Source organism: Streptomyces sp. DG2A-72 (assembly GCF_030499575.1).
GTDB lineage: Bacteria > Actinomycetota > Actinomycetes > Streptomycetales > Streptomycetaceae > Streptomyces.
Genome location: NZ_JASTLC010000001.1, coordinates 9,945,596 through 9,968,555, shown reverse-complemented (window position 1 = coordinate 9,968,555; position 22,960 = coordinate 9,945,596). Strand labels below are relative to the sequence as shown.

Below are 22,960 nucleotides of genomic sequence, written 5' to 3'. Positions count from 1 at the left end.
CTTACCGCCTCGCGGCTGTTGGAGCGGGCAGGACACCGTCGGAGACGAGGCAATTGATCAACCTGTCGAGGTAGGGGCCGTCCAGGGGTGGCCGCCCGCCTCCCGCGTCGGCCAGGGCTTTCCAGGTCAGATCGGAGCGGATCCGTGGCACACGGGACTGCGGTCCTTGGATCAGCGTGTAGCTGCTCAGTTCCCGCATCGCTGCCAGGGCGAGCACCTCCGGGTCATCAGCGTGGTTGTCCATCTGCTCCCACCACTGGTCAGCTGTGACTGCTTCCAGCTGGTACCCGGCCCGACGCATCGCGTCGAACACATCCGTCAGTGGGAGGGGAGTGGGATGGATCAGGTGGTAGATGCTGCCTGCGGCGTGTGGCTGCAGCGACAGCGCGACGATCGAGTGGGCCACCACGTCCACCGCGTCGACAGGCAGGACATCAGCCCCCTCCGGTACGCAGCCGAGTGCGGCCCACGCTCGCATCATCGGCACCATCAGATCTGACGCCGACGTGCGCCCTGTAAGTGAGTGCCCGGTGACCACGCCGGGTCTGAACACGGTCAGGGGCAGTCCGCGTGCCGCGGCTGCGAACAGTTCGCGTTCGGCGACCATTTTGCTCAGCGGGTAGCCGAGCTGTCCTGCCGTCTGTGGTGTCGCCCGGGTGCGCTCGTCCACTTCGCTGAGGCCCGCGTCGCGGGCGGTGGACAGGGTGCCGAGGGTGGAGACGTAGCGCACGGGCACACGGTGGCCTTGCAGTCGGGCTGCCCGTTCGGCGAAGGCGATGATGTTGCGTGTCCCGCCGACGTTGACCGGGGCCAGCTGCTCGTACCCGGCGGCCAGGTTGACGTGTGCGGCGCAGTGCAGCACCTCGTCCACGGACTCGGCGAGCGCGTCGTAGGCCCGCGGCCCCAGTCCCAGCAGGGGTCGGCCGATGTCCCCGGCCACGGGGACGGCCCGCTCCCCGCCCTCGATACCGGCCTCTGCCAGCCAGTCCCGAAGCCGATGGGCGTTGCCGCGCACCAAACAGTGGGCGGTGGCCGAGGTGCGGTCCAGGAGCTCAGCGCACAGATGGCCTCCGAGGCTGCCGGTCACCCCGGTAAGCAGAACAGCGCGGACAGCGCGAGGCGCGTTCACGCCGACTCCTGTCGCGAAGGATCGGCGGCCAGGGCCGCTGCGACCGTGCGGATGCTGTCGGAGCCCAGCAGCCGGGCCACCGGCACGTCCAGGCCGTGATCCCGCCGCATCCGGGTCCGCAGCTCGACGGCCATGAGTGAGTCCATCCCGAGGCGGTTCATGGCCCGGGAACGGTCGATCCGCGCGACTTCACTACCGAGGATCAGAGCGAGATGGGCGACAAGCTGCTCTTCGATCGTGGCGGCGTCAGTGACGTCCCTGGTAGCGGGCGCGGGGTCCTGGTGGGCGGTCTCGGTCTTCGCGGACACGGCCTGGTCGGGGACGGGCTCACCGGGTGTACGCGTCCGGTTCATCGGCGCCTGCTTCTGCACCCGGCCCCCGTCCCCGGCCTGTTCCCGTTCCACGGTTGGACCCTGACCTCGGCTCTTCGGCCGCTTAGACGTCCGGGTCCCAGAGTCGCCCTTCTTCCGCGCCGGCCCGGATTCGGCCGCCGGGGCGGCAGGCTGTGTGGGAAGGCGGTCCGGCCGGTCGCTGCCGGTGCCCGGGCTCACCCCGTGCAGCAGCGGATTACGTGCGTCCTGGGGGTAGGCGGCCAGGTAGCGGTGCCAGTCCGGCGGCGGGAACAGCAGATGCCGCCCGGTGGTGCGGAGCATCAGGTCGAAGAGGGGCGGGGCGTCCTCGGGGCGGATGGGGCCCATGCCCCGGGGGCGCACGTCGTGGCCGTTGGACTCGCTGAGGCGGGCCGCGATACCGACCTCCGTCCAGTAGCCCCAGTCGATGACCGTCGCAGGCAGCCCGGTGGCCGTGCGGTGCACGGCGAGGGCGTCGGTGAAGGTGTTGGCCGCGGCGTACGCGCCCAGTTGGTGACCCATGGTCAGACCGCCCAGGGCGGCGACCGCGGAGGAGAAGAGGACGAAGAAGTCCAGCGGCCGGTCGGCGAAAGCCCGGTGCAAGGCCCAGCCGCCGGCGACCTTGGGGTGCAGGATTCGGGCTAGCTCCTCAGGTGTGAGGTCGGCGACATGTCCGGGGGTGAGGACGGCTGCCGCGTGGGCGACCCCGGCAATGGGAGGCTGACCGTCGATGTCCGCACGGTCCAGGAGCCCGGTCAGTGCCTCCTCGTCGCCGGCGTCGAGCACCTCATATGCGATCTCGGTGCCCGGGTGCGCGGTCCGCAGCTGTTTCAGGAGGGCGACCCGCCGGTCGTCGGAAGGCAGGTCTTTAAGTACGGACCGGCCGGTCAGCAGCAGCCGTCCTGCTCCCTGCCCTGCCAGCCACTGGGCGAGCAGCCCGCCGACTCCGCTGAGCCCGCCGGTGACCAGATAGGTCGCGTCGTCGCGGATGCTTACCGGCTCGGGGTTCTCCTCGCGCGGCAGTGCGAGGACGATCTTGCCAGTGTGGCCGGAGCGGGCCATGAGCGTGAACGCGGCGCTCGCATCCTCCACGGGGAAGACCCGGACAGCGGGCGGGGCCAGAGCTCCTTCGGCGACCAGGTCGGTCACCGTGGCTACGAGATCCCTCAGACGGTCGGGGGCATGCCGGTAGAGATGGAGCAGGTTGACGGGCAGGTAACTGCGGCTGTCGGCGAAGACACTCATCGGCAGCGGCCGGCCGGCTGCGATGTCGTTGATAGACAGGTCGACGTAACGGCCGAAGGGACGCAGGATCGAAAACCCGGCATCGACGCCGTCCCCGACGAGCGTGCCCAGCACGACATCCACCCCGTCTTCGAACTCCCGGGCGAAGTCCGTGCCGCGCGAGTCTGCGACCTTCTCCACACTCTTGTGCAGCAGGAGTTCCCGCTTGGCGGGAGAGCCGGCTGTCGCGTACACCGTTGCCCCGATCATGCGGGCAATGTCGATCGCTGCCAGGCCCACCCCACCCGTCGCCGAATGGATCAGTACGTGCTCGCCGGGCTGGAGCCGGGCCCGGTCGACCAGCGCGTAGTACGCGGTGGCATGGGCGGCGGGCAGCGCAGCGGCCTCTGCCTGCGAAAGCGCATCGGGGGTGGGGACGGCGAGCGAGGCGGGAACGGTCAGATGAGTGCGCAGGGCGGGGTAGGAGAACGCCGTCACCCTGTCCGCAACGGTGAACCCTGTGACGTTGGATCCGATCCGGGCCACCGTGCCCGCGCACTCGCATCCCAGGGACGGCGGGCCGCCCTCGGCGTCGCCGTCCGCGCCGGCGGCGGCGAGCACGTCGTGGTAGTTGAGACCGGCGTGCGTGATCTCGATCTCGATCTCTCCGGGACCCGGCGCGGTGCGAGAGAAGGGAATGAGGGACAGCCCGTCGAGACCGCCGTCGGTGTGCAGGGCCAGAGGCGGGCGGTCGTCGCCCGGGGTGGCCGGTCCGATCCGTGGGGACAGGAACTTCCCTCCCCGCAGGGCGACCTGGGACTCTTCCGTCCCGGAGAGGACGAGCCGGGCGAGTTCCCCCGCGTCCTCGCGGGGGTCACCCCCGTCGTCCAGGTCGGCCAGCAGCAGGCCGAGTTCCGGGTGCTCCTGTCCGGCGACCAGGCCCAGCCCCCACAGGGCGGCGGCCCACGGGGCCGGGCAGCGGTCCGTATCTAGGGCGTGCTGGGCGCCCCGGGTGACGAGCAGCAGCCGGCAGGGCGAGTCGAGCAGCGCGCGCACGGTGTCGGTGACCTGCGCGCAGAGCCGTACGATCTCCGCCTGGAGGTCCTTGGCGGACCAGGACGCCTTCCCTGACGCCTCAGAGTCTGTGTCATCTGCCGGACCTGCCGGACTGGACCCGTCGATGGTGTCGTACAGGCAGATCACCGCTTCCAGCGGCCCGTCCTCGGCGGCTTCGGCGAGCAGTCCGGGCAGGTCACCGGTGCCGTAGGGGGCAGCCGTCACGGCGTGTCCGGCCGAGCCTAGAGCCCGCGCCAGGCGACGGCCCAGCGGCCCGCCGGTGCCGAGCAGCAGATAGGTTCCGGGGGCGGTGCGGGGCGCCGGCAGGCGGGCAGGCTCCCAGTGCAGGGCGTGCGCCCAATCGTCGTGGGTGTGGTGGTCCTCGCTAGGGGCGTCGGCCTCGGGGGATTCCTCCCGCAGAGCGGGGTCCAGGACATGGGCGCGTACACCGGTCAGTTCCACCAGGGTCCGTCCTTCGCTGTCGCTCACGATGATGTCGGCGCACAGCATGCTGGGTCCGCCCTCCTCCACGATCCGGGCGTGAGCCCACAGCTGACCTTCGAACTCGGCTTGGTCGTCCACCCGCAGCCGGTCCACACCTGTCAGGACGAAGCCCCTCTCGTCGCGGGGCATCAGCGCGGCGATCGGCTGTAGGCAGGAGTCGAGCAACGCCGGATGAAGCCGCCCCTCGCTCTCCGGCCTGGCGGCGATCCGGGCAAGGGCCTCACCGGGCCCGTGCCACAACTCCTCGACCGATCGGAAGGCTCCATCCCAGGTGTTGCGGCCGCCGGAGTACGCGCAATAGAACTCCTCGCCACTCAGGAGGGCCGTGCAGCGCCGGCGGACGGTCAGTGGGCTCTCGCCGCGACCCGGCGGGGCCGGCTCGCGCGGGGCGACGGCGGTGGCATGAGCGGTCCACTCTCCGCCGGCCCGGCTTTCGACAGTGAAGGTCCGTCCCCTGTCCGACTCGTCAGCGCGCACCCGCAGTTCGGGGGGATCAGCGACGTCGAGCAGCAGCAGCTCACAGAACCTGGCATCGACGACCTCGCCGCCGGACGCTGCCAGCAGCAGCTCCAGATACCCAGCCCCCGGCATGACAGACGTTCCGCCCACCCGGTGGTCGAGCAGTAGCCGGTCGCGCACGAGATCCTGCGCCAGGTCCCGCACTTGATCGGCCACCGGATCACCCTGCGCATCAGCAGGGGGCATCTGAGCCTCCTCAGGTGCTGGCCCCGGCCGGGTCCCGTTCACCGAGTCAACGGGCGGGTAGGGATAGTTCTGGGCCTGGTACCAGTGCCGTGACCGCTGCCACGGATAGGACGGCAGTCGCAGTGACCGGCCGCCCGTGGGGAAAACGGCTTCCCAGTCGGGCTCGGCCCCGGCCTCGTACAACTCGCCCAGCGCGTCCAGGAGCGCACGCTGTTCGGGCTCTCCGCGCCGCAGTGATGCCACGACCGCCGCTTGGTTGTCGCCCGTGCTGCTATGAAGGGCACTGGTGAGCACAGGGTGCGGCGAGACCTGGAGGAACACCACAGGCCCGCCTCCGCAGTGGGTGCGCACAGCTGGCTCCAGGAGGACCGTCTCGCGGAGGTTGCGCCACCAGTAGTCGCGATCCAGCGCCGTACCCACGACTACTTCCCCGGTGACCGTGGAGACGAAGGGCACCTGTGTCTCGCCCGGCACCAGGTCCGCGAGCCCGGCGAGCAGTGGCTCGCGTACGGGGTCGATCTGCGCGCTGTGGGCTGCGTACGCCACGGGGATGGGACGGCAGTCGACCTCCCGCTCCTCGCACGCGTCGACCAGCCGGTCGATCTCACCCTGCGATCCGGATACGACCGCCGACGACACGCTTTCAGCGACCGCGACCTGCGCATCCACCGACCATTCGGCAAGCAGACCGGGCACATCCGCGGGTGGCAGCGGCAGCCATGCCATCGCTCCCGGCGGGGCCAGCTCGTCGATCAGCCGGGCCCGCAGACAGCTGAGCCGCCCGGACTGCTCCAGGGTGAGCGCACCCGCGCAGTACGCGGCGGCGATCTCACCCTGGCTCTGCCCTAGAACCATGTCCGGCTCGATCCCCCAAGCCCGCCAGTGGTCGGCGAGGGCGGCACTCATCGCCCACAGCGCGGGCTGTACATACGCGGTGCGCTTCAGCCACTGCGTCTCCTCACCGCGCAACGCCTCGAGCAGCGACCAGCCGTCCGTCTCATCGCCGATGATCTCCGCGCAGCGTTCGAGGGTGGCGCGGAACACTGTGCTGGACTGAAGGAGCTCGCGCCCCATGCCCGGCCACTGAGCCCCCTGCCCGGGAAACACAAAGACGATCCGCGGCCTCTCCGCCAGAACTCCCGCCCGGCCCGCGAGCGCGGCAGCCACCTCCTCCACGCTCTGCCCGGCCACCGCTAGCCGCCACTCATGGTGGGTGCGCTGCCGGGCCGACGCCGCGCACAGCTCAGCAAGCGGAGGCGAGTTGCTGCCCAGCAACCGCACGCGGTGAGTGGCAGCCAGCTCCTGTACCCCTTCGGCGGATCGGGCGGAGAGGGTCAGCAGGTACGGGCCGGGAGAGTGCGCGAGCGGTAGTTCCGGTTGAGGTGCCGAGGAGAGCACCACGTGCACATTGGTGCCGGACGCTCCAAGACCGGTAACCCCGGCCAGCAGCTCGCCCTCGGCCGGCAGGTCGATGTTCTCCTTCGGTACGAAGAAGGGAGCCGCCTCCCAGTCCACAGCCGGGTTGGGGTCGGTGAGGTGCGGGTTGCCCGGCACCCGGCGTCGCTCCAGAGTGAGGACGGCCTTGATCAGTCCGGCGATCCCGGCCGCGGCCTCGGTGTGCCCGAGGTTCGCCTTGCCGGACGCCACCGCGAACCTGGCCGCACGCTCCCGGCCCAGAGCTTGTGCCAGCGCCTGGAGTTCCGTCCGGTCTCCGGGCGGCGTCCCCGTGCCGTGCGCCTCGACGAACGCCACCCGCGCCGGGTCCGCCCCCGCGTCCCGGAACGCACGCCGCACCGCGTCAATCTGACCCTCAAGCATGGGCGCGGCGATGCCCATCCCGCTGAAACCGTTGTTGTTCGCCGCGCTACCGCGGATCACCGCGCGTACCCGGTCACCCTCCGCGAGCGCGGCCCGCAGCGGCTTGAGGAGGACCATCCCGGCACCCTCGCTGCGTACGAAGCCGTTGGCCGAGGCGTCGGCGAACTTGCAGCTGCCGTCGGGAGAGAGACCACCGGCCCAGCTGAAGGCGAGGTGGGTGTACGGGGTGAGGATGATGTTGACCCCTCCCGCCAGGGCTGTGTCACACTCCCCAGCCCGCAGGCTCTGCACTGCCAGATGCACCGCCAGCAGCGAGGAGGAGCAGGCCACGTCCACGGACATGGCAGGCCCGCGAAGGTCGAAGGCGTACGCGAGCCGACCGGAGTGGGCCGCGCGGGACGTGGCCCCCAGCTCGGTGTAGAAATCGAGCGCATCGGGGTCGGCGATGTGCCGCAGCCAGTAGTCGCTGTGGCAGCTTCCGATGAAGACCCCGGCCGGGCGGGCCGAGAGACGTTCGCTGGGGATGCCCGCGTCTTCGATCGTCTCGTGCGCGGTCTCCAGGAGGATCCGCAGCGCCGGGTCCATACGGGCGGCTTCACGCGGCGAGATGTCGAAGAACCCCGCATCGAACAGGTCGATGCCGCTCAGGAACCCACCCCGAGTGGTGGGGAGGCGTCCGGGCGCACGGGGCTCGGGGTCGTACAGCTCATGCATCCACGGCCGGTCCACAGGCGCGGGAGCGACAGACTCGCGGCGCTCCTCCAAGAGCTGCCACAACCCCTCGGGATCGGTAGCGTCGGGGAAACGGCAGCTGAGCCCGATGACAGCGATGGGTTCCGCCATGGGACCGCGGTCCGTGGTCGGTCCATGGTCGAGTTCAGCCGGCACGGCAGGTTCGGTCGACATGAGGGCTTACTCCATACGAGCGACGGAAACGACGCGGTCCGGGGTGGTGGGAAACCAAGCGAACATGTATGCAGCTCAGCAGCCCTGAGGCGACCAACTGCCGTGCTGCACACCGTTGGACGGCGCCAGTCCCATACCGTCCGTGACTTACAGATACCCGGACAGACAGCGCCGACGGGAGCGCTCGCATCGGCGCTCGGACGAGAAATCCAGTGGAGAGTGTGCGCCGGGCGCACCCGTGAACCTCGGTCGGAAGACTGGGAGCCCGTCGCTCCGCCGATTCCGCTCGGCGCAAACCGCTGATCCCGCTCAAGTCACTGTGATGGTAGACACACTGACGCCTCCCTGGACCGCTCGAATGCGACACGGGCGGATCTCAGCGACGGCGACACGCACCGCTCGTCTGTCATCCGCGAAAGCGACACGACCTGCGAGGGACACAGCATGTGCCGCGACTTCGACCGAAGTCGCTGCTTAGTTAGCGTGTCGCATTCTCCTGACCGCCCTCTCGTGGAGCGCACCGCAGTGTGTTGCAGCAGTTCATGTCGGATATCTAGGGTCCGACGCCATGCACCTGATCAACTTCTCCGCGAGAGGCTGGGAGTCCTGGGACCTCGATCGGCAGCCGCTGATCCGCGACCGGATGCCCATCCTCGTCGATGACGACCTCCGCTTCGAAGACGCTCCGGGCGTACCGCGGCCGGCGGCGGTCGGGAATCGGTGACTGAGGGAACTCCCTCTCGACGGAGCGCCAGCACAACGGACTTGGCGAAACCGCGCGAACACGCTGTGCGAGTGGATGTCGTTTGTGCAGGACCGCGGGGTCCACCCGCTGGGCGAGCGGCAGGAGCTGCGCGCCGTGGCTGCGCCTTGGTCGTGCGTCGGTGGCTGCGTATGCCTCCTACGTTCACCCGAGGGCGTTTGCCCTTCAGAGCGGGGCAGACGCCACGAGCGCCACCGTGTGGCCGTTGTCCGGTCCACCGGCTGACGAGGAGCTTGTCCGCTCACGGCGCGGCCAGCGCCTCCGTCGGGGAGAGTCGCGATGCCTGCACTGCCGGATAGAGCCCGGCGACCGCGCCGATCAGGAGGGTCGAGCCGAGGCCGCCGACCACCGCCCAGGGCGGGACCATGGTCGGCCAGGACTGGGTGGCGGAGTATCCCGCGGTCACGCCGATGCCGAGCAGCACGCCGCCCACCCCGCCCAGCGCGGACAGCAGCAGTGACTCGGCGAGGAACTGCAACCGGATCTGGCCGCGGCTCGCGCCGAGCGAGCGGCGCAGGCCGATCTCCGGGCGGCGTTCCAATACGGAGATGACCATGGTGTTCGCCACCCCGATGCCGCCGACGAGCAGGGCGACGGCGCCGAGGCCGAGGAGTAGGGCGCCCAGCGTCTGGTCGGTGGCGCGCTGAGCGGCGAGCGCGTCCGAGGGCCGGGAGACGCGCACCTCGTTGGGCGCCTCGGGATTGGTGGTGGCGGCGAGCGCGGAGCGTACGGCCTCCACGGACGGCTCGGCGGATCGGACGTAGACGAAGGTCGGGTGCGCGTCGAACCCCAGATAGCGCTGAGCGACCGGCCAGCCAACCAGCGCCGCCGCGTCCAACTCCTTGGCCAACGGTACGGGGGCGAGGATCCCGGCGACGCCGAACCATGTGTCGCCCAGCCAGATCCGCACCCCCGGCGTGCGCACGTCCAGCCGCCGTGCGGCCTTTGCCCCGAGGACGACTGCCGGATAGCGGGCGGTCGCGTCGTTCAGCCAGGCGCCGGTGGTGACCTGGGCGCCGAGGGTTCGCAGTAGGTCGGAGCGCGTCGCCAGGACCTCGATGCTGCCGGTCTGGCCGCTGGGGATGCGGTCGTTGCGGTACGCGTGCGCGTCAATCCGGCCGACCTCGGAGACAGAACGCACCGGGGCGATCCGGTCGATCATCAGGACCGACGCCTTGGGCAGCTGAGCGTCGGTGCCATACATGGTGGTGCCAGGGCTGACGGTGAGCAGGTTGGTGCCGAGTTCGTCCAAGGTGCGGTCGAGGTCGGCACGGCTGGAGGCGGAGATGCCGACGACCGCGAGCATGGCCGCTATCCCGATCGCGATGCCGACGGCGGAGAGGAAGACCCGCAGCGGTCGGGCGCGCAGACCGGCAGCTCCGACCCGGGCGACGTCGGAGGGGCGCAGCCGGGCGTGGGACGGGGGAGTGCGTGCTGGTTGCGGTTGCGGTTCGCGAGGTGTGTTCGTCATGATCCGCTGCCTTCCGCGCCGGGCGCGAGTGACTCCGCGCCTTCCGTCAACAGGCCATCGCGTACGTGCACCTGACGGGGTAGATCCGCGGCGATCTCCCGGTCGTGGGTGATGACGACGACGGTCGTGCCGCCCGCCCGCAAGTCCCGCAGCACCTCCATCAACCCGGCGCCGGACGCGGAGTCCAGGTTGCCGGTGGGCTCGTCGGCCAGCAGCAGGGCGGGTTCGCCGACGACCGCGCGGGCGATGGCCACCCGCTGCCGCTCTCCGCCGGACAGCTGGTGCGGCAGATGGCCGAGCCGATGGCCGAGGCCCACCCGGGTCAGCGCGGCCTCGGCGGCCGCGCGGCGCTCGCGCAGCGGTATACCGGCGTAGAGCAGCCCGTCAGCGACGTTGTCCAGCACCGGCACCCCCACCGCGAGGTGGAACTGCTGGAAGACGAAGCCGATCCGCTCCGCCCGCAACGCCGACAATTGACGGTCCGTCAGGTGCGACACGTCGTAGCCATCGATACGCACCATGCCGGACGAGGGCCGGTCGAGAGTACCGATGATGTGCAGCATCGTGGACTTGCCGGAGCCGGACGGGCCGACGATGCCGAGTAGTTCGCCGTAACCGATGTCAAGGTCGACGCCGCGCAGTGCGGTGACGCCGCCGGGGTAGGTCTTGGACACGCCGCGCAGTTCGGCCACGTTCGTCACGGTGTCCGTCCTGGGGCTCGTCCCGGTGTTCGTTTCGACGCTCATTCCGGCATCCCCACAGTCGCACCGGCGGTGATCCCCGGGCCGTGCACCTCGACCAGACCCTCGGCGAAGAGCCCGGTCCGTACGGGCACGATGCGCGTACGGGGTCCGCTGTCGGCACCGGAATTCTTGACGACCTCAAGGCCGTAACCGCCCTCCGCGAGCGCGAGCAGTGCCACCACCGGGACGGCCAGGACGTTCTCGCGCCGTTCGGCCGTGTAGCGGATGTCGACTGTTCCCGGGCCCGTCCCGCGCAGTGCCTTCTGCTTGGTGATGGCGATGGTGACCGTGACCGTGTCGTCCTGGGACTCTGACCCGCCGTCCGAGTCCTGCCCGCCCGACGTCCCGCTGGAAGACTCCCCCGATTCCCCCAATCCTGCCGTCCCCTCATCACCCACCGCCGCCACCGTCCCCGCCACCGAGGCACCGCTCGATAGCCTGACCTGCACCTTCGTGCCTTTGATCGCCCAACCGGCGTCAGTGGTCTGGACATCGGCCGTAACGACCTTGGTGGTGCTGGTGCAGGTGAGCACCTGGGCGTCCGCCGACGCGCCGAGGCGGACCGAATGTTGCGCGATTCGCACCCGGCCAGGCCCGTAGATCACCTGGTCCACGCCGACGGATCCGGTTGCGGGCAGTCCCAGGTCACGTTGCCAGCGCTTCACCGCGGCGGCGGTGAACTTGGTGAACTCCTCGTCCACGGCGAAGCCGGTGTAGCCGAGCGCCCGCAGATTGCGCTCGAACTGGAGCACGTCCGGGCCCTCGGCTTCCTCGGCAAGCGCGCGGTACATCGGCAGCGCTCCGTAGAGCAGCGGCACCGGTCTGTCGTCGGCGCGTAGCAGCACACCACCGCGTCCGACGAGGCTGCCCACCGGCGGCAGCCAGGTCACCGTGCCCGTTGCCCGGGAGACGATGGGGGCGGTCGCGCCGTAGTCCAGCCGACCGGACAGGTTCGTCGCGTCGGTGAGGGTGCGGCGTACGACATGGGCGGTGGCGGCGGGCATGTCGCGGCGTGGCGTCGTGGCACCGGACTCCCCACCGCCGAAACCGAGGGCCGCGGCCACGGCCGCCGCTGCGGTGGCCGCCGCCATCGTCCCGCCCACCAGGACTCGCGTACGACGGTGGCGCCGTTCGACCGCGGTCATCCGTCGTTCACAGACCCGCCGCCGGTCCGCGGCAGGAGGTTGCGGCAGGCTTCGAGCGCCTTGTGCGCGTTCGGGTCGGTCTTGATCCGCTTGGCGAGGTCATCGCTCAGCTCGGACTCGCCGGTCTCCGGGTCCGGGTCCGGGTAGGCCGGCAGGCCGTGTCCGCGGATGCAGGCCGCGTACCGGCCGCGTTTCTCGATGTCGTCGGGCGACAGTTGGGGCGGCGCGGAGGCGGCGGGCTGCAGCGCGCGGCACTTTTCGGTCGCCGACATGATCTTCTCGATCGAGGTCTTCTCCTTGTCGACCTCGGCCGTGCCCTCGGACGTCTCCTTCATCACCACGCCCTGGTCCCGCATGCACTTGGCATACTTTTGGGCCTGCTCGTCGTCGTCGCCCGCCTGCGAGGGGTCGGCATCGGTCGACTTCGCGGCGGTGGCCACCCCGGGCCCGTCGTCGGACCCGCTGCAGCCGGCGACCCCGAAGGCGAGGACGAGCAGCGGTACGGCGGTGAGTAATCCGGCGTGGCGCACGCGGTCCATGCTTTGTCCGGTCATGTCAAGATCTCTCCCCGTGTTCTCGGTACGTGAGTGGAGATGACATCCGACGGTCTGTAAGTCCACTGTCAGGACTGGTGCTTATGGGTGTCTTATAGGTGCTCGGGCAGCATCGCCCGGGACTGAGGGGGGAGGTGGGCCGCCGTGCGCGTACTCGTCGTCGAGGACGAGGAGTTGCTCGCCGAGGCGATCGCGGAAGGGCTGCGGCGGGAATCGCTGGCGGTGGACGTCGCCTACGACGGCGCCGCGGCCCTGGAGCGGCTGGGCGTCAACGACTACGACGTTCTCGTGCTGGACCGGGACCTGCCGCGGGTGCACGGCGACGAGGTCTGCCGCACGGTGGTCGAGAAGGGCTACGACACCCGGATCCTGATGCTGACCGTCGCCGGCGAGGTCGCCGACCGGATCGCAGGGCTCTCCCTCGGCGCCGACGACTACTTGCCGAAGCCGTTCGCCTTCGGCGAGCTGGTCGCCCGCGTCCGGGCACTGGGGCGGCGGGCCCGCCCCGCCACCCCACCGGTGCTCTCGCGGGCCGGGATCTCACTGCACCCGGGGCCCCGGGAGGTCTACCGGGACGGGCGGTACGTAGGGCTGTCGCGCAAGGAGTTCGCCGTACTGGAGGAGCTCCTGCGCGGGGAGGGCAGCGCGGTCAGCACCGAGCAACTGCTGGAGAAGGCCTGGGACGAGAACATCGACCCGTTCACGAATGTCGTACGCGTCACTGTGATGACCCTGCGCCGAAAGCTCGGCCCGCCGCAGGTCGTGCAGACCGTCCCGGGTTTCGGATACCAGATCCCGTGAGAGGTTCGGGCCGGGGCAGGAATCCGGGTGTGGCCCCGGGCGTGGTGGATCCACCGAAGCGGACCATCCGCGTCCGGCTGACCCTGCTGTATGGCGGGCTGGTGATGTTCTCCGGGGTCACGCTGCTGCTGGTCACGTACGTCATGCTGGATCGCATCATCGCCACCCAGCCGATCGACATCTCGTCCGTGTACCCGCCGCCCGGCGTATCCGCCACCGCTCCCGCGCAGGTGCCGGAATCCACCCCGTCACCAAGTACGGACGCGGGCTCCGCACCCAGTCCCGTGCCGAGCGGCGCTCCGTCGGGGAGCGCCGGGAACGAGGACGTGGCCGCGTACAAGGAGCAGGTGCGCGAGGCCGCGCGGCAGCTCCGCGCCGACTTCCGGCGACGGACGCTCAAGCCGCTTGTCGTGGGCGGCTCGGTGGCCCTCGGCCTGTTCGCGGTCGGCGGACTGTTGATCGGCTGGCTGGTCTCCGGCCGCACCCTGCGCCCCATCAGCCGGATCACGGCCACCGCCCGGCGGGTCGCGGACCGCAGCCTGCACGAGCGGATCGGGCTGACCGGTCCGCACGACGAGCTGCGTGAACTCGCCGACACCTTCGACGACATGCTGAGCCGGCTGGACGCCGCCTTCGAAGGACAGCAGCGCTTCGTCGCGAACGCCTCCCACGAACTGAAGACCCCACTGGCGATCAATCGAACGCTGCTGGAGGTGGCGATGGGCCGCCCCGACGCCCCGCCCCAGGTCGCTCAGCTCGGCGAGAACCTGCTGGCGGTGAACGCCCGCCACGAGCGGCTGATCGACGGGCTGCTCACCCTGGCCCGGTCCCAGCACGAGGTGGCCGATCCGGTGCCCGTCGATCTGACCGCGGTGGTGCGCCGGGTGGCGGACCTGGCCCAGCCGGATGCCCGGCGGGCCGGTGTGACGCTGACTCTGGAGGCAGCCCCCGCACTGGTGGAGGGGGATCCGGTGCTGCTGGAGCGCCTGGCGCAGAACCTGGTGCAGAACGCCATCCGGTACAACACCGACGGGGGATGGGTACGCGTGGTCTGCGGCGGCCACGGCGACGACGCCGTCCGCCTTACGGTGGACAACAGTGGGCCTGAGGTGGCGCCGTACGAGGCCCCTGCGCTCTTCGAGCCGTTCCGAAGGCTCGACGACCGGGTCGGATCAGCGCAGGGCACGGGCCTGGGGCTGTCCATCGTGCGTTCCGTGGCCCGCGGGCACGGCGGCGAGGCGAGCGCCGCAGCGCGTACCGGAGGAGGGCTTACGGTTCGGGTCGCGCTGCCCGCACAGCCTTCCGCTGGCGACGAAAAATAGGCCTGAAAACAGCGGAATTCGTAGATCCAGTGTATTTTTCCGGCGCGCCCTTATTCCTACCTGTAACCTCCCTGAACGGAGTCCATTCACCGTTTTTGCAGGGGGTACGCCGGCGTCGGAGGGAAGGCCCGGCCCCGTGTGGATCTCAGTGAACCGAAGAACCGGGGGGAGAGAATGGATGTCGCTTACAGATGCCAGACCTGTGCGCTCTTTCGGCTGAATTCCGCCAAGGGGCAGGTCGGAGGAGTTTCCGTGCTCGAAAGAGTCGAACTGCTGAGTGAACGCGAGTGGGACGTGTTCCGGCTGTTGTCCATGGGGTCGTCCAATCGTGACATGTCCCGCGCTCTCTACATCACCGAGCGGACAGTCAAGGCCCACATTGCCAGCATCGTGGCAAAGCTTGACGTCTCCGGGCGATTTCAGGCCGGACTGGTCTCCTACGTTTACCACGTGCAGAACTGTCCCAACGGCCAATAGCCGGTCACTGCACGATCTGGTGCCATTGCTTAGGCCCGGCTGTCCGGGACGGAACGACGCTGGCAGAACTCGAATTCTGGAGGATCAATCGTGCGAACCAATCTCATGCGGCAGCTCCGCCGCACCGTTGCGACGGGCGCGGCGATCGCCGCACTCGGCGGAATCGGAATGGTGGGTGCCGGATCGGCGTCCGCCGCCACTCACAAGAACGGCGTCGTCGAGGTCGGCGAGCTGGGGCTCTACTACCTCAGCAACTACGGGACGCCGGTCTTCGACCTGTATGTCTCCAACTCCGACTTCAGCAACGACTACTTCCCCGGCACCACGATCCGGGCGGACAACAACACCGAGTCCGACTGGAACCGCGACACCTACACCTGGTGGGTGTGCACCGGCTACAGCTATGGCGGTTCCTGCGGATACATTTCGCCGGGTGGGTACGGCAACCTGAGCTCGACCTACAAGAACACGGTGTCGTCGGCGTACTTCAGCTGACGCTGATCCCGAGATCGAACCGACGCGACACCACCGCACAACAGGAAACACCTGCAACAGAAAAACACCACGCAAGCCCGGTGCCCTGCCCATTGCAGCTGGGCAGGGCACCCGGCTGTTTGATCCTAACTGAGATTCGCGGAGTTCACGATGTCTCTCTACCTTCGCAAACCACACGTAAGATCAGCGTTAGGCCGGTCCGGGCCTGCAGTGTGCACTGCCCTTCTCGCGCTCACCGCGATCAGCTCCTGTTCCTCCAGCCCAAAGAACGAGAACAACTCCGAACCAGAGATTCCGGCCATTCCCCGGATAATCGCCGCGGCAAGTCTCCGGCTCCCGCTCCAGGACTATCTGCTCACCGACCGCCAACTGCGTGATCTGGACCAGGCCCGGGTCGTCCTGATCGACCGGTGCATGCGGAGGTTCGGATTCGGTTATTCGGTCCAGCAGCCCACCGCCAACTACGGGCCACGCAGCGCCACTGAACGGCGGTACGGGATCACTGACGCGTCGGACGCGGCCGAACACGGCTACGGGCTGGGTAACCGCGACCCCGCCCTGCAGAAACCCCCCGCGAAACCGAGACTCGGCGTCGACGCGCAGACCGTCCTGTTCGGCAAGGGAAGGTCCAGCATCAAGGGGCTCAAGGTCCCGGACGGCGGCTGTGTGGCCCAGGCCGACCAGTCCCTGGGCACCACCGCGCCCGCGGGAACGGACCCGGGTCTGGCCCAGCAGCTGTCGTTCCAGTCCTTCGACCGATCGAAGGCCGACTCCCGGGTGCTGAAGGTGACCCGGGCCTGGTCCGACTGCATGGCCCACAGCGGATACGAATACACCGACCCGCTCGCCCCGCTGGCCGATCCGGGTCTCTCCGGCAGCACGAGCGCCCGGACGATCGGCACCGCCACGACCGACATCCGGTGCAAGAAGAGCACCAACCTGGTGGGCGTCTGGTTCGCGGTCGAGTCCGCCTACCAGAAGCAGCTGATCGACCAGAACTCCGAGCAGTTGAAGGGCCTCAAGCAGGCAAACGGCGCCCGCGCCCGGGCCGCCGACGCGCTGACGGCAGGCGGCTGAGGGCTGCCGTAGGCCGCCCGGTCGCGTCACCGGGTCACACCACCGGCTGTTCCCCGAGACCAAGGGCCTTAATGCGGCCTCGGCACTGATTGAGCTCGGTGCATCGTGAAGACTGCACGTCAGTCGACCTGGTGTGCGTAGGCGTCGGGAGGCTCGGGCAGGTCCGGGGCGGTAGTCCACCGACAAGATCATCCGTCAACGGGCGACTTCCCGGTTCGTCAGCACCAGCAGGGCCCGCACCAGCGCGGTCGCCCACCTCGGATCCGTGCGGACCTTGCCGAGGACGCGCCAGTTCTTGAGATGGGCGAAGCCGTCCGTGCTCGACCGGGGCCCGCACCGCGGCCCGTGCCTCGTTGGACAGCTTCTGACCACGGGTCAGGGGCCGGTTGCGGGCGGCCTTGTAGCCGGTGATCACCGCCGGGTCGGCGTCCGGAGCGCCGTCGTCGAGGCCGACGAACCCCAGGTCGGCGATGGCGCCGAGACCGGCAGCCCGCAGGTGAGCGGTGAGTTTGTCGTGGCGGCAGGCGGTGATCTCCGAGGACCGTCCGGGCCGCACCGCGGAGACCCATACCAGTCGGCCGCGGTCGTCGGTGAGAGCGATCACGAGCAGGCCGTGGCATTTGTGCTTGCCCGAATAGTTCTTCCGGTTCTCGATCCCGGTGCGCCGCCGGACGCGTATCAAGGAGCCGTCCAGCAGCACCACCCCGCCACCCTTTTCGGGCGATCTTCCTCAGCGCGCGGTCCAGACGCGGGGCGCGGGCAGCCGGCAGTCCGACGACTTCCCGCACCCAGCGGGTGACGGTGGTGCGGTGCACCCCGTTCCCGCCGGCCAGATCGCCGGGCCGCTGGTCACAGCGCAGCACCGACAGCACGATCCCCGCGATCTTTCCCATGGGCAGGGAGCGCCACCGCGAGCCGATCTTCTTCAGGTGGCCGCGTATCAGGTCGGCGAGATAGTTCAGGATGGCGCTCGACAGCGGCAGGCGGGCCGTGCAGACAAGGCCGGTGGCCGGTCAGGGCCCTCGGCGAGACCGTTGTTTTTCTTCACACCAAACTCAACTGCCGCCGGGGGCCCACCAGTTACGGCTCGCTCACGCATTCACGGGCGTGCGGTGAACCGCCCGTCGGGCCGTTTGTGCAGCCGGCCGCGGTCGGCGAGCTTGGTCATCTTCGCGCGCAGCGGCTCCAGCTTGCCGCGCACCGAGGTGTTCAGGCCCAGCCGCTCGCCGACCGCCCTGACCTGCACCGGGCCGTCGGCCTCCCGCACGATCGCCAGGATCCTGCGGGAGTCGCCGGGCAGCGCACCCTCGTTGTCCGCGTCGCTGCGGTGCGGGATGAGCAGGACCGCCCGCCCGGCCACCTGCAGCCGCTACCGGAGCGACAGCCTCGGCGTCGGCCTGGGCCTGGGCCTGGGCCTGCTCGGCCAGACGGTTCAACACCCGATCCGCGATCGCCAGTTCGTCCCGCTCGGCCTGGACTTCCTGAAGCTGCTTGGCCAACTGCTCGGCAAGGGCGTCCAGTTCGCTCCGGCGAGCGGTGATCCACTGCCGCTCCTGCATCCCCGCAGCCTCCCACGGTCTCGTGGCGTGCCGACCTGCTGACGGATCGTAGGCGGGGGTCGATCACGGGCGCAGCCGAACCCGGCATCCCACCGGAACCGGACCTGTCCGATGATCTACACCATGGTCATCGGCCACCGACCGGCACGAGTACCCGAGTCGTCACTCACACCAGACCCGTGACATGCGAATTCACGATGGCACCCTGCTCATTGGCGACGAGCCGGCGCCGATCCCGGAATCAGGCCGAGACGCCAAGAGGTCGCGCGAACAGAGGGCCACCAGGGCGGCGTTGAGGACACGCGCCCCAACTAGGCTCAGAAGCTCGCTGTCTTCAGACCGCTGTGAGGAAGCCATGACCGTCACCTACTTGATGCTCGCGCGGCTGCCTGAAGGCGGCTTGGGCGCCTTCGACGCTTATGAAAGCGCCGTTCTGCCACTCCTTGCCGAGCATGGAGGACGTCTTGAGCGCCGGCTGCGCACACTGGACGATCAGGTCGAGGCCCACCTCATCACCTTTCCCACCAGCCAGCACCTCGCTGCCTACCGGGCGGATCACCGGCGTTCTGCCGCTGCACCACTGCTGGAGTCGTCAGGGGCGGCGGTCGAACTGCTCGCGGTGCGCGACGTTCAGTGACGGGGTGCAGCGTCCAGGGATGCCTGACCAGCGGGTCAAGGTCGCAGGAAGGCAACGGCAGCTCGTCGGCGTGGATGGGCGTGCCAAGCCCCGCTTCTGCGGCATGATCCGCCGGCTGGTAGCCGGACCAGGGTGTGCTGGAGCGCTCCCGGGTCGGCCCGGAACAGATGACGGGGCGCGGCGCGGGCGGATCGTCGCGGAGGACGGTGTCGGGTATGCCGCCAGCCGCGGGGACGGACAGATACGGCTCGGGGAAGACGAGCCACAGCCACACACCGAACGGCAGCGGCACCGGAGGAGGATGTCGGCGTCCGCGTCGGGGCGGGCAGTCCCGGTCCGGCCAGGACGACGCGCCGCGCCGGCCGACCCAGAGGCGGCCGCCGGCAGGTGGGCGGGCGCCCAGCCGGCTGCCGCTCCCACTGCGGGATCCACGACCACCAGCGGTTCGACCCCAGCCACGAACCCCACGTGGCGATCGGCTCGAACGGGGGCGTGCCCATCCCCGCAGGCCATGTTGGGGCCGTCCGCCCCGTCGAGGCCGCAGCAGTAGCCGCCGGCCTTCTCCGGGATCAGGGACATCTCCCGGTGAGATGACGATCGTGCCAGGTGCCGCGCCGCCGTCGGACAGAGCTTTGAGTGCTCTCCTGCCTTCGCAACCCTCAGGGGGCGAAAACGCGCAGCGCGTTGATCACCGCCAACCGCCAGGTGGTCGCTCCGGAACCAGCACGCCTGTGCCTGTCTGCCCCGGCGCTCGGACAATCACCCCCCGGTCGCCGAATCGCCGCGGCCCTCGGCGACGACCTGACCGTGGTGCGCGAGGACTGGGCCACCGACCCTGCCGAAGCAAGACATCTCCCCGAGGGGAGCGGCCTGGACGAGAGGACATTGACCTGCCGCCGGTCGGACGCCTTGGGACACTGGGCTCTCCACCTGTGCAGGCACGCGCACGCACCCGCAGGGACGGTGTGTGGGCGACTCGGTTCACTGGCAGGGAAGTTACTCCGTCGAACCCGATGGCTCAGAAGCCGAGGACGCTGTCGTAGCACTGTCAGCGGTCAGTGCGACTCACGGCTCACTTCGGATCCACTGGAGCCGACCAGGAAGTCGAGGTCGGCACCGGTGTCGGCCTGCAGAACGTGCTCGATGTAGAGCCGCTCCCAGCCGCGCCGGGGGTTGGCGAAGCCATCGAGCGTGGCCTGGTTCGGCTGCCGGCGCGCGAGTTCGTCGTTCGGCACGTCGACGTCTATACGGCGGGCCTCGACGTCGAGGGTGACGAAGTCCCCGGTCCGCACCGCCGCGAGAGGGCCGCCGGCCGCGGCCTCCGGGGCCACGTGCAGCACGACCGTGCCGTACGCCGTGCCGCTCATCCGGCCGTCGCAGACGCGGACCATGTCGCGGACGCCCTGTTCGAGCAGCTTCTTCGGCAACGGCATGTTCGCGACTTCGGGCATGCCGGGGTAGCCCTTGGGGCCGCAGCCGCGCAGGACGAGGACGGAGTCGGCGTCGACGTCCAGGTCGGGGTCGTCGATGCGGGCGTGGAAGTCCTCGATGGAGTCGAAGACGACCGCCCGGCCACGGTGGCGCAGCAGGTGCGGGGAGGCCGCGGCAGGTTTGATGAGCGCTCCGTCGGGAGCGAGGTTGCCGCGTAGGACGGCGATGCCGCCCTCGGCGACGAGAGGTTCGGCGCGGGTGCGGATGACGTTGGTGTCCCAGATCGGAGCGTCGTCGAGGAAGTCGACCAATGGCTTGCCGGTGACGGTCAGCGCGTCGGGGTCGAGCAGGTCACGGACCTCACGCAGGACCGCGAGCAGTCCCCCGGCGCGGTGCAAGTCCTCCATGAGGAAACGGCCGGCCGGCTGGAGGTCCACCAGGACCGGTACGCGGGAGCCGATGCGGTCGAAGTCGTCGAGCGACAGGTCGATGCCCAGGCGGCCCGCGATCGCGAGGAGGTGGACGACCGCGTTGGTCGAGCCGCCCACGGCGGCCAGCGCCACGATCGCGTTGTGGAAGGACGCCCTGGTCAGAAAGGTGCCCGGACGCCGGTCGGCGGCGACCATGTCCACAGCCAGCCGGCCGGTGTGGTGCGCGGCCTCCAGCAGACGGCTGTCAGGGGCGGGGGTTCCGGCCGTACCGGGCATCACCGTGCCCAGGGCCTCGGCGACCACTGCCATCGTCGAAGCCGTGCCCATCGTGTTGCAGTGCCCGCGGCTGCGGATCATCGCCGATTCGGAACGGGTGAACTGCTCTTGGGAGAGCGTGCCCGCACGCACCTCCTCCGACAGCCGCCACACGTCCGTGCCACAGCCCAACGGTGTGCCGCGGAAGGTCCCGGTCAGCATCGGGCCACCTGGCACGACGACAGCGGGCAGGTCGACCGAGGATGCCGCCATGAGCAGCGACGGGATCGTCTTGTCGCAGCCGCCGAGCAGGACGACACCGTCGATCGGGTTGGCCCGCAGCAACTCCTCCGTCGCCATCGCCGCCATGTTGCGCCAGAGCATGGCGGTGGGCCGCACCTGTGTCTCGCCCAGCGACACCACGGGCAGATCCAGCGGAACGCCGCCCGCCTCGTGCACGCCGTCTCGTACCGAGGCCGCGACCTCGTCCAGGTGCGCGTTGCAAGGGGTCAGGTCCGAGGCGGTGTTGGCGATGGCGATCTGCGGTCGGCCGACGAAGGCGTCAGCAGGAACGCCCCGCCTCATCCATGCCCGGTGGATGTAGGCGTTGCGGTCCTGACCCTCGTACCACTGCGCGCTGCGGAGCCTCACCATGTAGTCCCTTCCAACAGGCGGTACGGCGGTCCCGTGCCCGGAACGCGATGCAGCCTACGCAGACATATGACGGGCCGACAGGCCCCCCGGTGACAACGGTCACCAGGCATCGACAGCAGCCAACTTGCGGGCGCGTCGGCGGTCTTGTGCCGTGATGCGGCAGACAGAGGTCCCTGTGTTCGGACTCAGGCGGGAGCTGTCGGCGCCCGAGGCGGTGCCCGACACGCCGAGGACGGCTACGCCGAGCAGGTCCGTGCCGGCTACGAGCCTCGGGCAGTCATCTGGTGCTGTCCCACGCAGCGTCCGTCCTGTTTCCGGAACTTGCCGAACAGGTCATCGCCGAGTATGCCAAGGGCGGGATCCCGCTCGGCTTCCGCACCCGAGCGGCGGTGGAACACTCCGGACTGCGGGTTCCATCCCTTCGTACACTGTCGGCCCAAGCAGGAGGAGGTGCTGCCGAGTGGGGCCGACGACGAGGGGACGCCCGGAGTGTCTGTTCGTCGGCTTGTCCACACTGGACGTGATCCAGCTCGTGGATCATGTGCCGGGCGCCAATGAGAAACTGACGGCGCGTAAGCAAGTCGTGACCGCAGGCGGACCGGCGGCGAACGCCGCCGCGGCCTTCACACACTTGGGCGGCGTGGCACGGCTGCTCACCGCGATCGGCTCTCATCCGCTGGGACTCGCGGTCGCGGCGGATCTGAACCGGCTGGGCGTGACCGTGTCGGACCTGGCAGCCGATTCGGTCGAACCGCCCACCGTGTCCTCGATTCTGGTGACCGCATCAAGCGGGGACCGCGCTGTCGCCTCGATCAACGCGACGGGGCACCGGCTCGCCCCTCCCGACGACCTCGACGCGATGGTCGCAGCCTGCGACATCGTCGAAGTCGACGGCCACCACATGGAGCTGGCCGTGGCCACCGCCCACGCTACGCGTACCGTCGGCCGTCGAACCGTCTTCGACGGGGGCTCCTGGAAGGCCGGCACGCAGAACTTGCTGCCATCGATCGACGTGGCCGTCTGCTCGGACGACTTCCACCCGCCCGGCACCCGCACACCGACAGAGACCCTGCAGTTTCTGCGGGACCACGGAGTTGCCTGGTCGGCAGTCAGCCGGGGCGCGCAGTCCATCATGTGGGCGGGCCCGGACGGCAGCGGCACGGTGGACGTGCCTCCCGTCCGGGTGGCAGACACCCTGGGAGCGGGTGACGTCCTGCACGGAGCCCTCACCCATCACCTGGCGCTTCAGGGCCACCTGACTTCGCAAGGCTTCGTCGAGGCCCTGCGTGCCGCGGCCGTGGTGTCCTCACGAGCGTGCGCCTCTTTCGGCACCCGGGCCTGGATGCAGGGCGGGTGACGTCAAGTGGGCCAGGGTTCTCCCCGGCCTGAAAGCCGGGGCCTCGTCGGAGGAAGCCGGTGAACCGCGGCCGGCAGCCCGCGGGAGAAACTGGCT

General features: G+C 69.7%; 17 protein-coding genes and 3 pseudogenes. 10 read left to right on the top strand and 10 right to left on the bottom strand.

From position 1 onward, the window contains the following. Position 1 precedes the first annotated feature (1 nt). Together QQY66_RS47180 and QQY66_RS47175 are read right to left on the bottom strand one after the other, a co-directional pair. Positions 2 to 1,129, bottom strand: a complete 1,128-nt coding sequence (locus tag QQY66_RS47180) for a thioester reductase domain-containing protein (RefSeq protein ID WP_301986694.1) — start codon at positions 1,127 to 1,129, stop codon at positions 2 to 4. Then, the gene (locus tag QQY66_RS47175; protein ID WP_301986692.1) at positions 1,126 to 7,692 is read right to left on the bottom strand and encodes a type I polyketide synthase; all 6,567 of its coding nucleotides are present in this window, start codon (positions 7,690 to 7,692) and stop codon (positions 1,126 to 1,128) included. Before QQY66_RS47175 ends, QQY66_RS47180 begins: the two co-directional genes overlap by 4 nt. A 568-nt stretch (positions 7,693 to 8,260) precedes the next feature. Between QQY66_RS47175 and QQY66_RS47170 the strand changes: the two genes are divergently transcribed. After that, positions 8,261 to 8,416: a hypothetical protein gene (locus QQY66_RS47170; protein WP_301986691.1), complete on the top strand. Its 156-nt coding sequence runs from the start codon at positions 8,261 to 8,263 to the stop codon at positions 8,414 to 8,416. 280 nt (positions 8,417 to 8,696) lie between these two features. Here the strand turns inward: QQY66_RS47170 and QQY66_RS47165 are convergent, their stop codons facing one another. Genes QQY66_RS47165 through QQY66_RS47150 form a run of 4 tightly spaced genes read right to left on the bottom strand, consistent with a single transcriptional unit; the run spans position 8,697 to position 12,368 of the window. After that, on the bottom strand, positions 8,697 to 9,926 hold the full coding sequence (locus QQY66_RS47165; protein ID WP_301986689.1) for an ABC transporter permease: 1,230 nt from the start codon (positions 9,924 to 9,926) through the stop codon (positions 8,697 to 8,699). Next, a complete protein-coding gene (locus QQY66_RS47160; protein WP_301986687.1) occupies positions 9,923 to 10,672 on the bottom strand; it encodes an ABC transporter ATP-binding protein in 750 nt (249 codons plus the stop codon). Before QQY66_RS47160 ends, QQY66_RS47165 begins: the two co-directional genes overlap by 4 nt. Then, the gene (locus tag QQY66_RS47155; protein WP_301986686.1) at positions 10,669 to 11,814 is read right to left on the bottom strand and encodes a peptidoglycan-binding domain-containing protein; all 1,146 of its coding nucleotides are present in this window, start codon (positions 11,812 to 11,814) and stop codon (positions 10,669 to 10,671) included. Before QQY66_RS47155 ends, QQY66_RS47160 begins: the two co-directional genes overlap by 4 nt. Further along, positions 11,811 to 12,368 carry a hypothetical protein gene (locus tag QQY66_RS47150; protein ID WP_301986685.1) on the bottom strand — a complete coding sequence of 186 codons (558 nt, stop codon included), beginning with the start codon at positions 12,366 to 12,368 and terminating at the stop codon, positions 11,811 to 11,813. Before QQY66_RS47150 ends, QQY66_RS47155 begins: the two co-directional genes overlap by 4 nt. A 144-nt stretch (positions 12,369 to 12,512) precedes the next feature. On the opposite strand from QQY66_RS47150, the gene QQY66_RS47145 reads away from it, so the two are divergent. The 5 genes from QQY66_RS47145 to QQY66_RS47125 all read left to right on the top strand — a co-directional run bounded on the left by QQY66_RS47145 (position 12,513) and on the right by QQY66_RS47125 (position 16,540). Continuing rightward, the gene (locus tag QQY66_RS47145) at positions 12,513 to 13,169 is read left to right on the top strand and encodes a response regulator transcription factor (RefSeq protein WP_301986683.1); all 657 of its coding nucleotides are present in this window, start codon (positions 12,513 to 12,515) and stop codon (positions 13,167 to 13,169) included. 41 nt (positions 13,170 to 13,210) lie between these two features. Then, positions 13,211 to 14,491 (top strand): ATP-binding protein, encoded by a 1,281-nt coding sequence (locus QQY66_RS47140; RefSeq protein ID WP_301986682.1) that lies wholly within the window; start codon positions 13,211 to 13,213, stop codon positions 14,489 to 14,491. Between the two features lie 252 nt (positions 14,492 to 14,743). Next, positions 14,744 to 14,968, top strand: a complete 225-nt coding sequence (locus tag QQY66_RS47135; protein WP_301986681.1) for a response regulator transcription factor — start codon at positions 14,744 to 14,746, stop codon at positions 14,966 to 14,968. A gap of 90 nt (positions 14,969 to 15,058) precedes the next feature. Beyond that, a complete protein-coding gene (locus QQY66_RS47130) occupies positions 15,059 to 15,463 on the top strand; it encodes a hypothetical protein (RefSeq protein WP_301986679.1) in 405 nt (134 codons plus the stop codon). Positions 15,464 to 15,673: 210 nt separating this feature from the next. Further along, positions 15,674 to 16,540: a hypothetical protein gene (locus QQY66_RS47125; protein WP_301986678.1), complete on the top strand. Its 867-nt coding sequence runs from the start codon at positions 15,674 to 15,676 to the stop codon at positions 16,538 to 16,540. Between the two features lie 195 nt (positions 16,541 to 16,735). Here QQY66_RS47125 and QQY66_RS50715 read toward each other — a convergent pair. Next, positions 16,736 to 17,588: pseudogene (locus QQY66_RS50715) on the bottom strand (transposase family protein). 51 nt (positions 17,589 to 17,639) lie between these two features. Next, positions 17,640 to 17,900, bottom strand: coding sequence for a hypothetical protein (locus QQY66_RS47115; protein ID WP_301986676.1), 261 nt, complete (start codon positions 17,898 to 17,900; stop codon positions 17,640 to 17,642). Here QQY66_RS47115 and QQY66_RS47110 point away from each other — a divergent pair. Beyond that, positions 17,875 to 18,141, top strand: coding sequence for a hypothetical protein (locus tag QQY66_RS47110; protein WP_301986674.1), 267 nt, complete (start codon positions 17,875 to 17,877; stop codon positions 18,139 to 18,141). The genes QQY66_RS47115 and QQY66_RS47110 overlap by 26 nt on opposite strands. Positions 18,142 to 18,454: 313 nt before the next feature. Next, positions 18,455 to 18,736 carry a hypothetical protein gene (locus QQY66_RS47105; RefSeq protein WP_301986673.1) on the top strand — a complete coding sequence of 94 codons (282 nt, stop codon included), beginning with the start codon at positions 18,455 to 18,457 and terminating at the stop codon, positions 18,734 to 18,736. Between the two features lie 35 nt (positions 18,737 to 18,771). Here QQY66_RS47105 and QQY66_RS47100 read toward each other — a convergent pair. Beyond that, positions 18,772 to 19,373 (bottom strand): annotated as a pseudogene (locus tag QQY66_RS47100) (hypothetical protein); the annotation flags it as partial. A gap of 418 nt (positions 19,374 to 19,791) precedes the next feature. Further along, positions 19,792 to 21,507: an IlvD/Edd family dehydratase gene (locus QQY66_RS47095; RefSeq protein WP_301986672.1), complete on the bottom strand. Its 1,716-nt coding sequence runs from the start codon at positions 21,505 to 21,507 to the stop codon at positions 19,792 to 19,794. 269 nt (positions 21,508 to 21,776) lie between these two features. On the opposite strand from QQY66_RS47095, the pseudogene QQY66_RS47090 reads away from it, so the two are divergent. Next, positions 21,777 to 21,899: pseudogene (locus QQY66_RS47090) on the top strand (SAM-dependent methyltransferase); the annotation flags it as partial. Positions 21,900 to 21,967: 68 nt separating this feature from the next. Then, positions 21,968 to 22,864 carry a PfkB family carbohydrate kinase gene (locus tag QQY66_RS47085; protein WP_301986671.1) on the top strand — a complete coding sequence of 299 codons (897 nt, stop codon included), beginning with the start codon at positions 21,968 to 21,970 and terminating at the stop codon, positions 22,862 to 22,864. Positions 22,865 to 22,960: the final 96 nt, after the last annotated feature.

Bases quoted from the DNA above. Each gene is read 5' to 3' on its own strand.
- QQY66_RS47095 (WP_301986672.1), bottom strand. From the start codon at position 21,507: ATGGTGAGGCTCCGCAGCGCGCAGTGGTACGAGGGTCAGGACCGCAAC.
- QQY66_RS47105 (WP_301986673.1), top strand. From the start codon at position 18,455: ATGACCGTCACCTACTTGATGCTCGCGCGGCTGCCTGAAGGCGGCTTG.
- QQY66_RS47160 (WP_301986687.1), bottom strand. From the start codon at position 10,672: ATGAGCGTCGAAACGAACACCGGGACGAGCCCCAGGACGGACACCGTG.
- QQY66_RS47155 (WP_301986686.1), bottom strand. From the start codon at position 11,814: ATGACCGCGGTCGAACGGCGCCACCGTCGTACGCGAGTCCTGGTGGGC.
- QQY66_RS47175 (WP_301986692.1), bottom strand. From the start codon at position 7,692: ATGTCGACCGAACCTGCCGTGCCGGCTGAACTCGACCATGGACCGACC.
- QQY66_RS47170 (WP_301986691.1), top strand. From the start codon at position 8,261: ATGCACCTGATCAACTTCTCCGCGAGAGGCTGGGAGTCCTGGGACCTC.
- QQY66_RS47165 (WP_301986689.1), bottom strand. From the start codon at position 9,926: ATGACGAACACACCTCGCGAACCGCAACCGCAACCAGCACGCACTCCC.
- QQY66_RS47110 (WP_301986674.1), top strand. From the start codon at position 17,875: ATGAGCAGGACCGCCCGCCCGGCCACCTGCAGCCGCTACCGGAGCGAC.
- QQY66_RS47150 (WP_301986685.1), bottom strand. From the start codon at position 12,368: ATGACCGGACAAAGCATGGACCGCGTGCGCCACGCCGGATTACTCACC.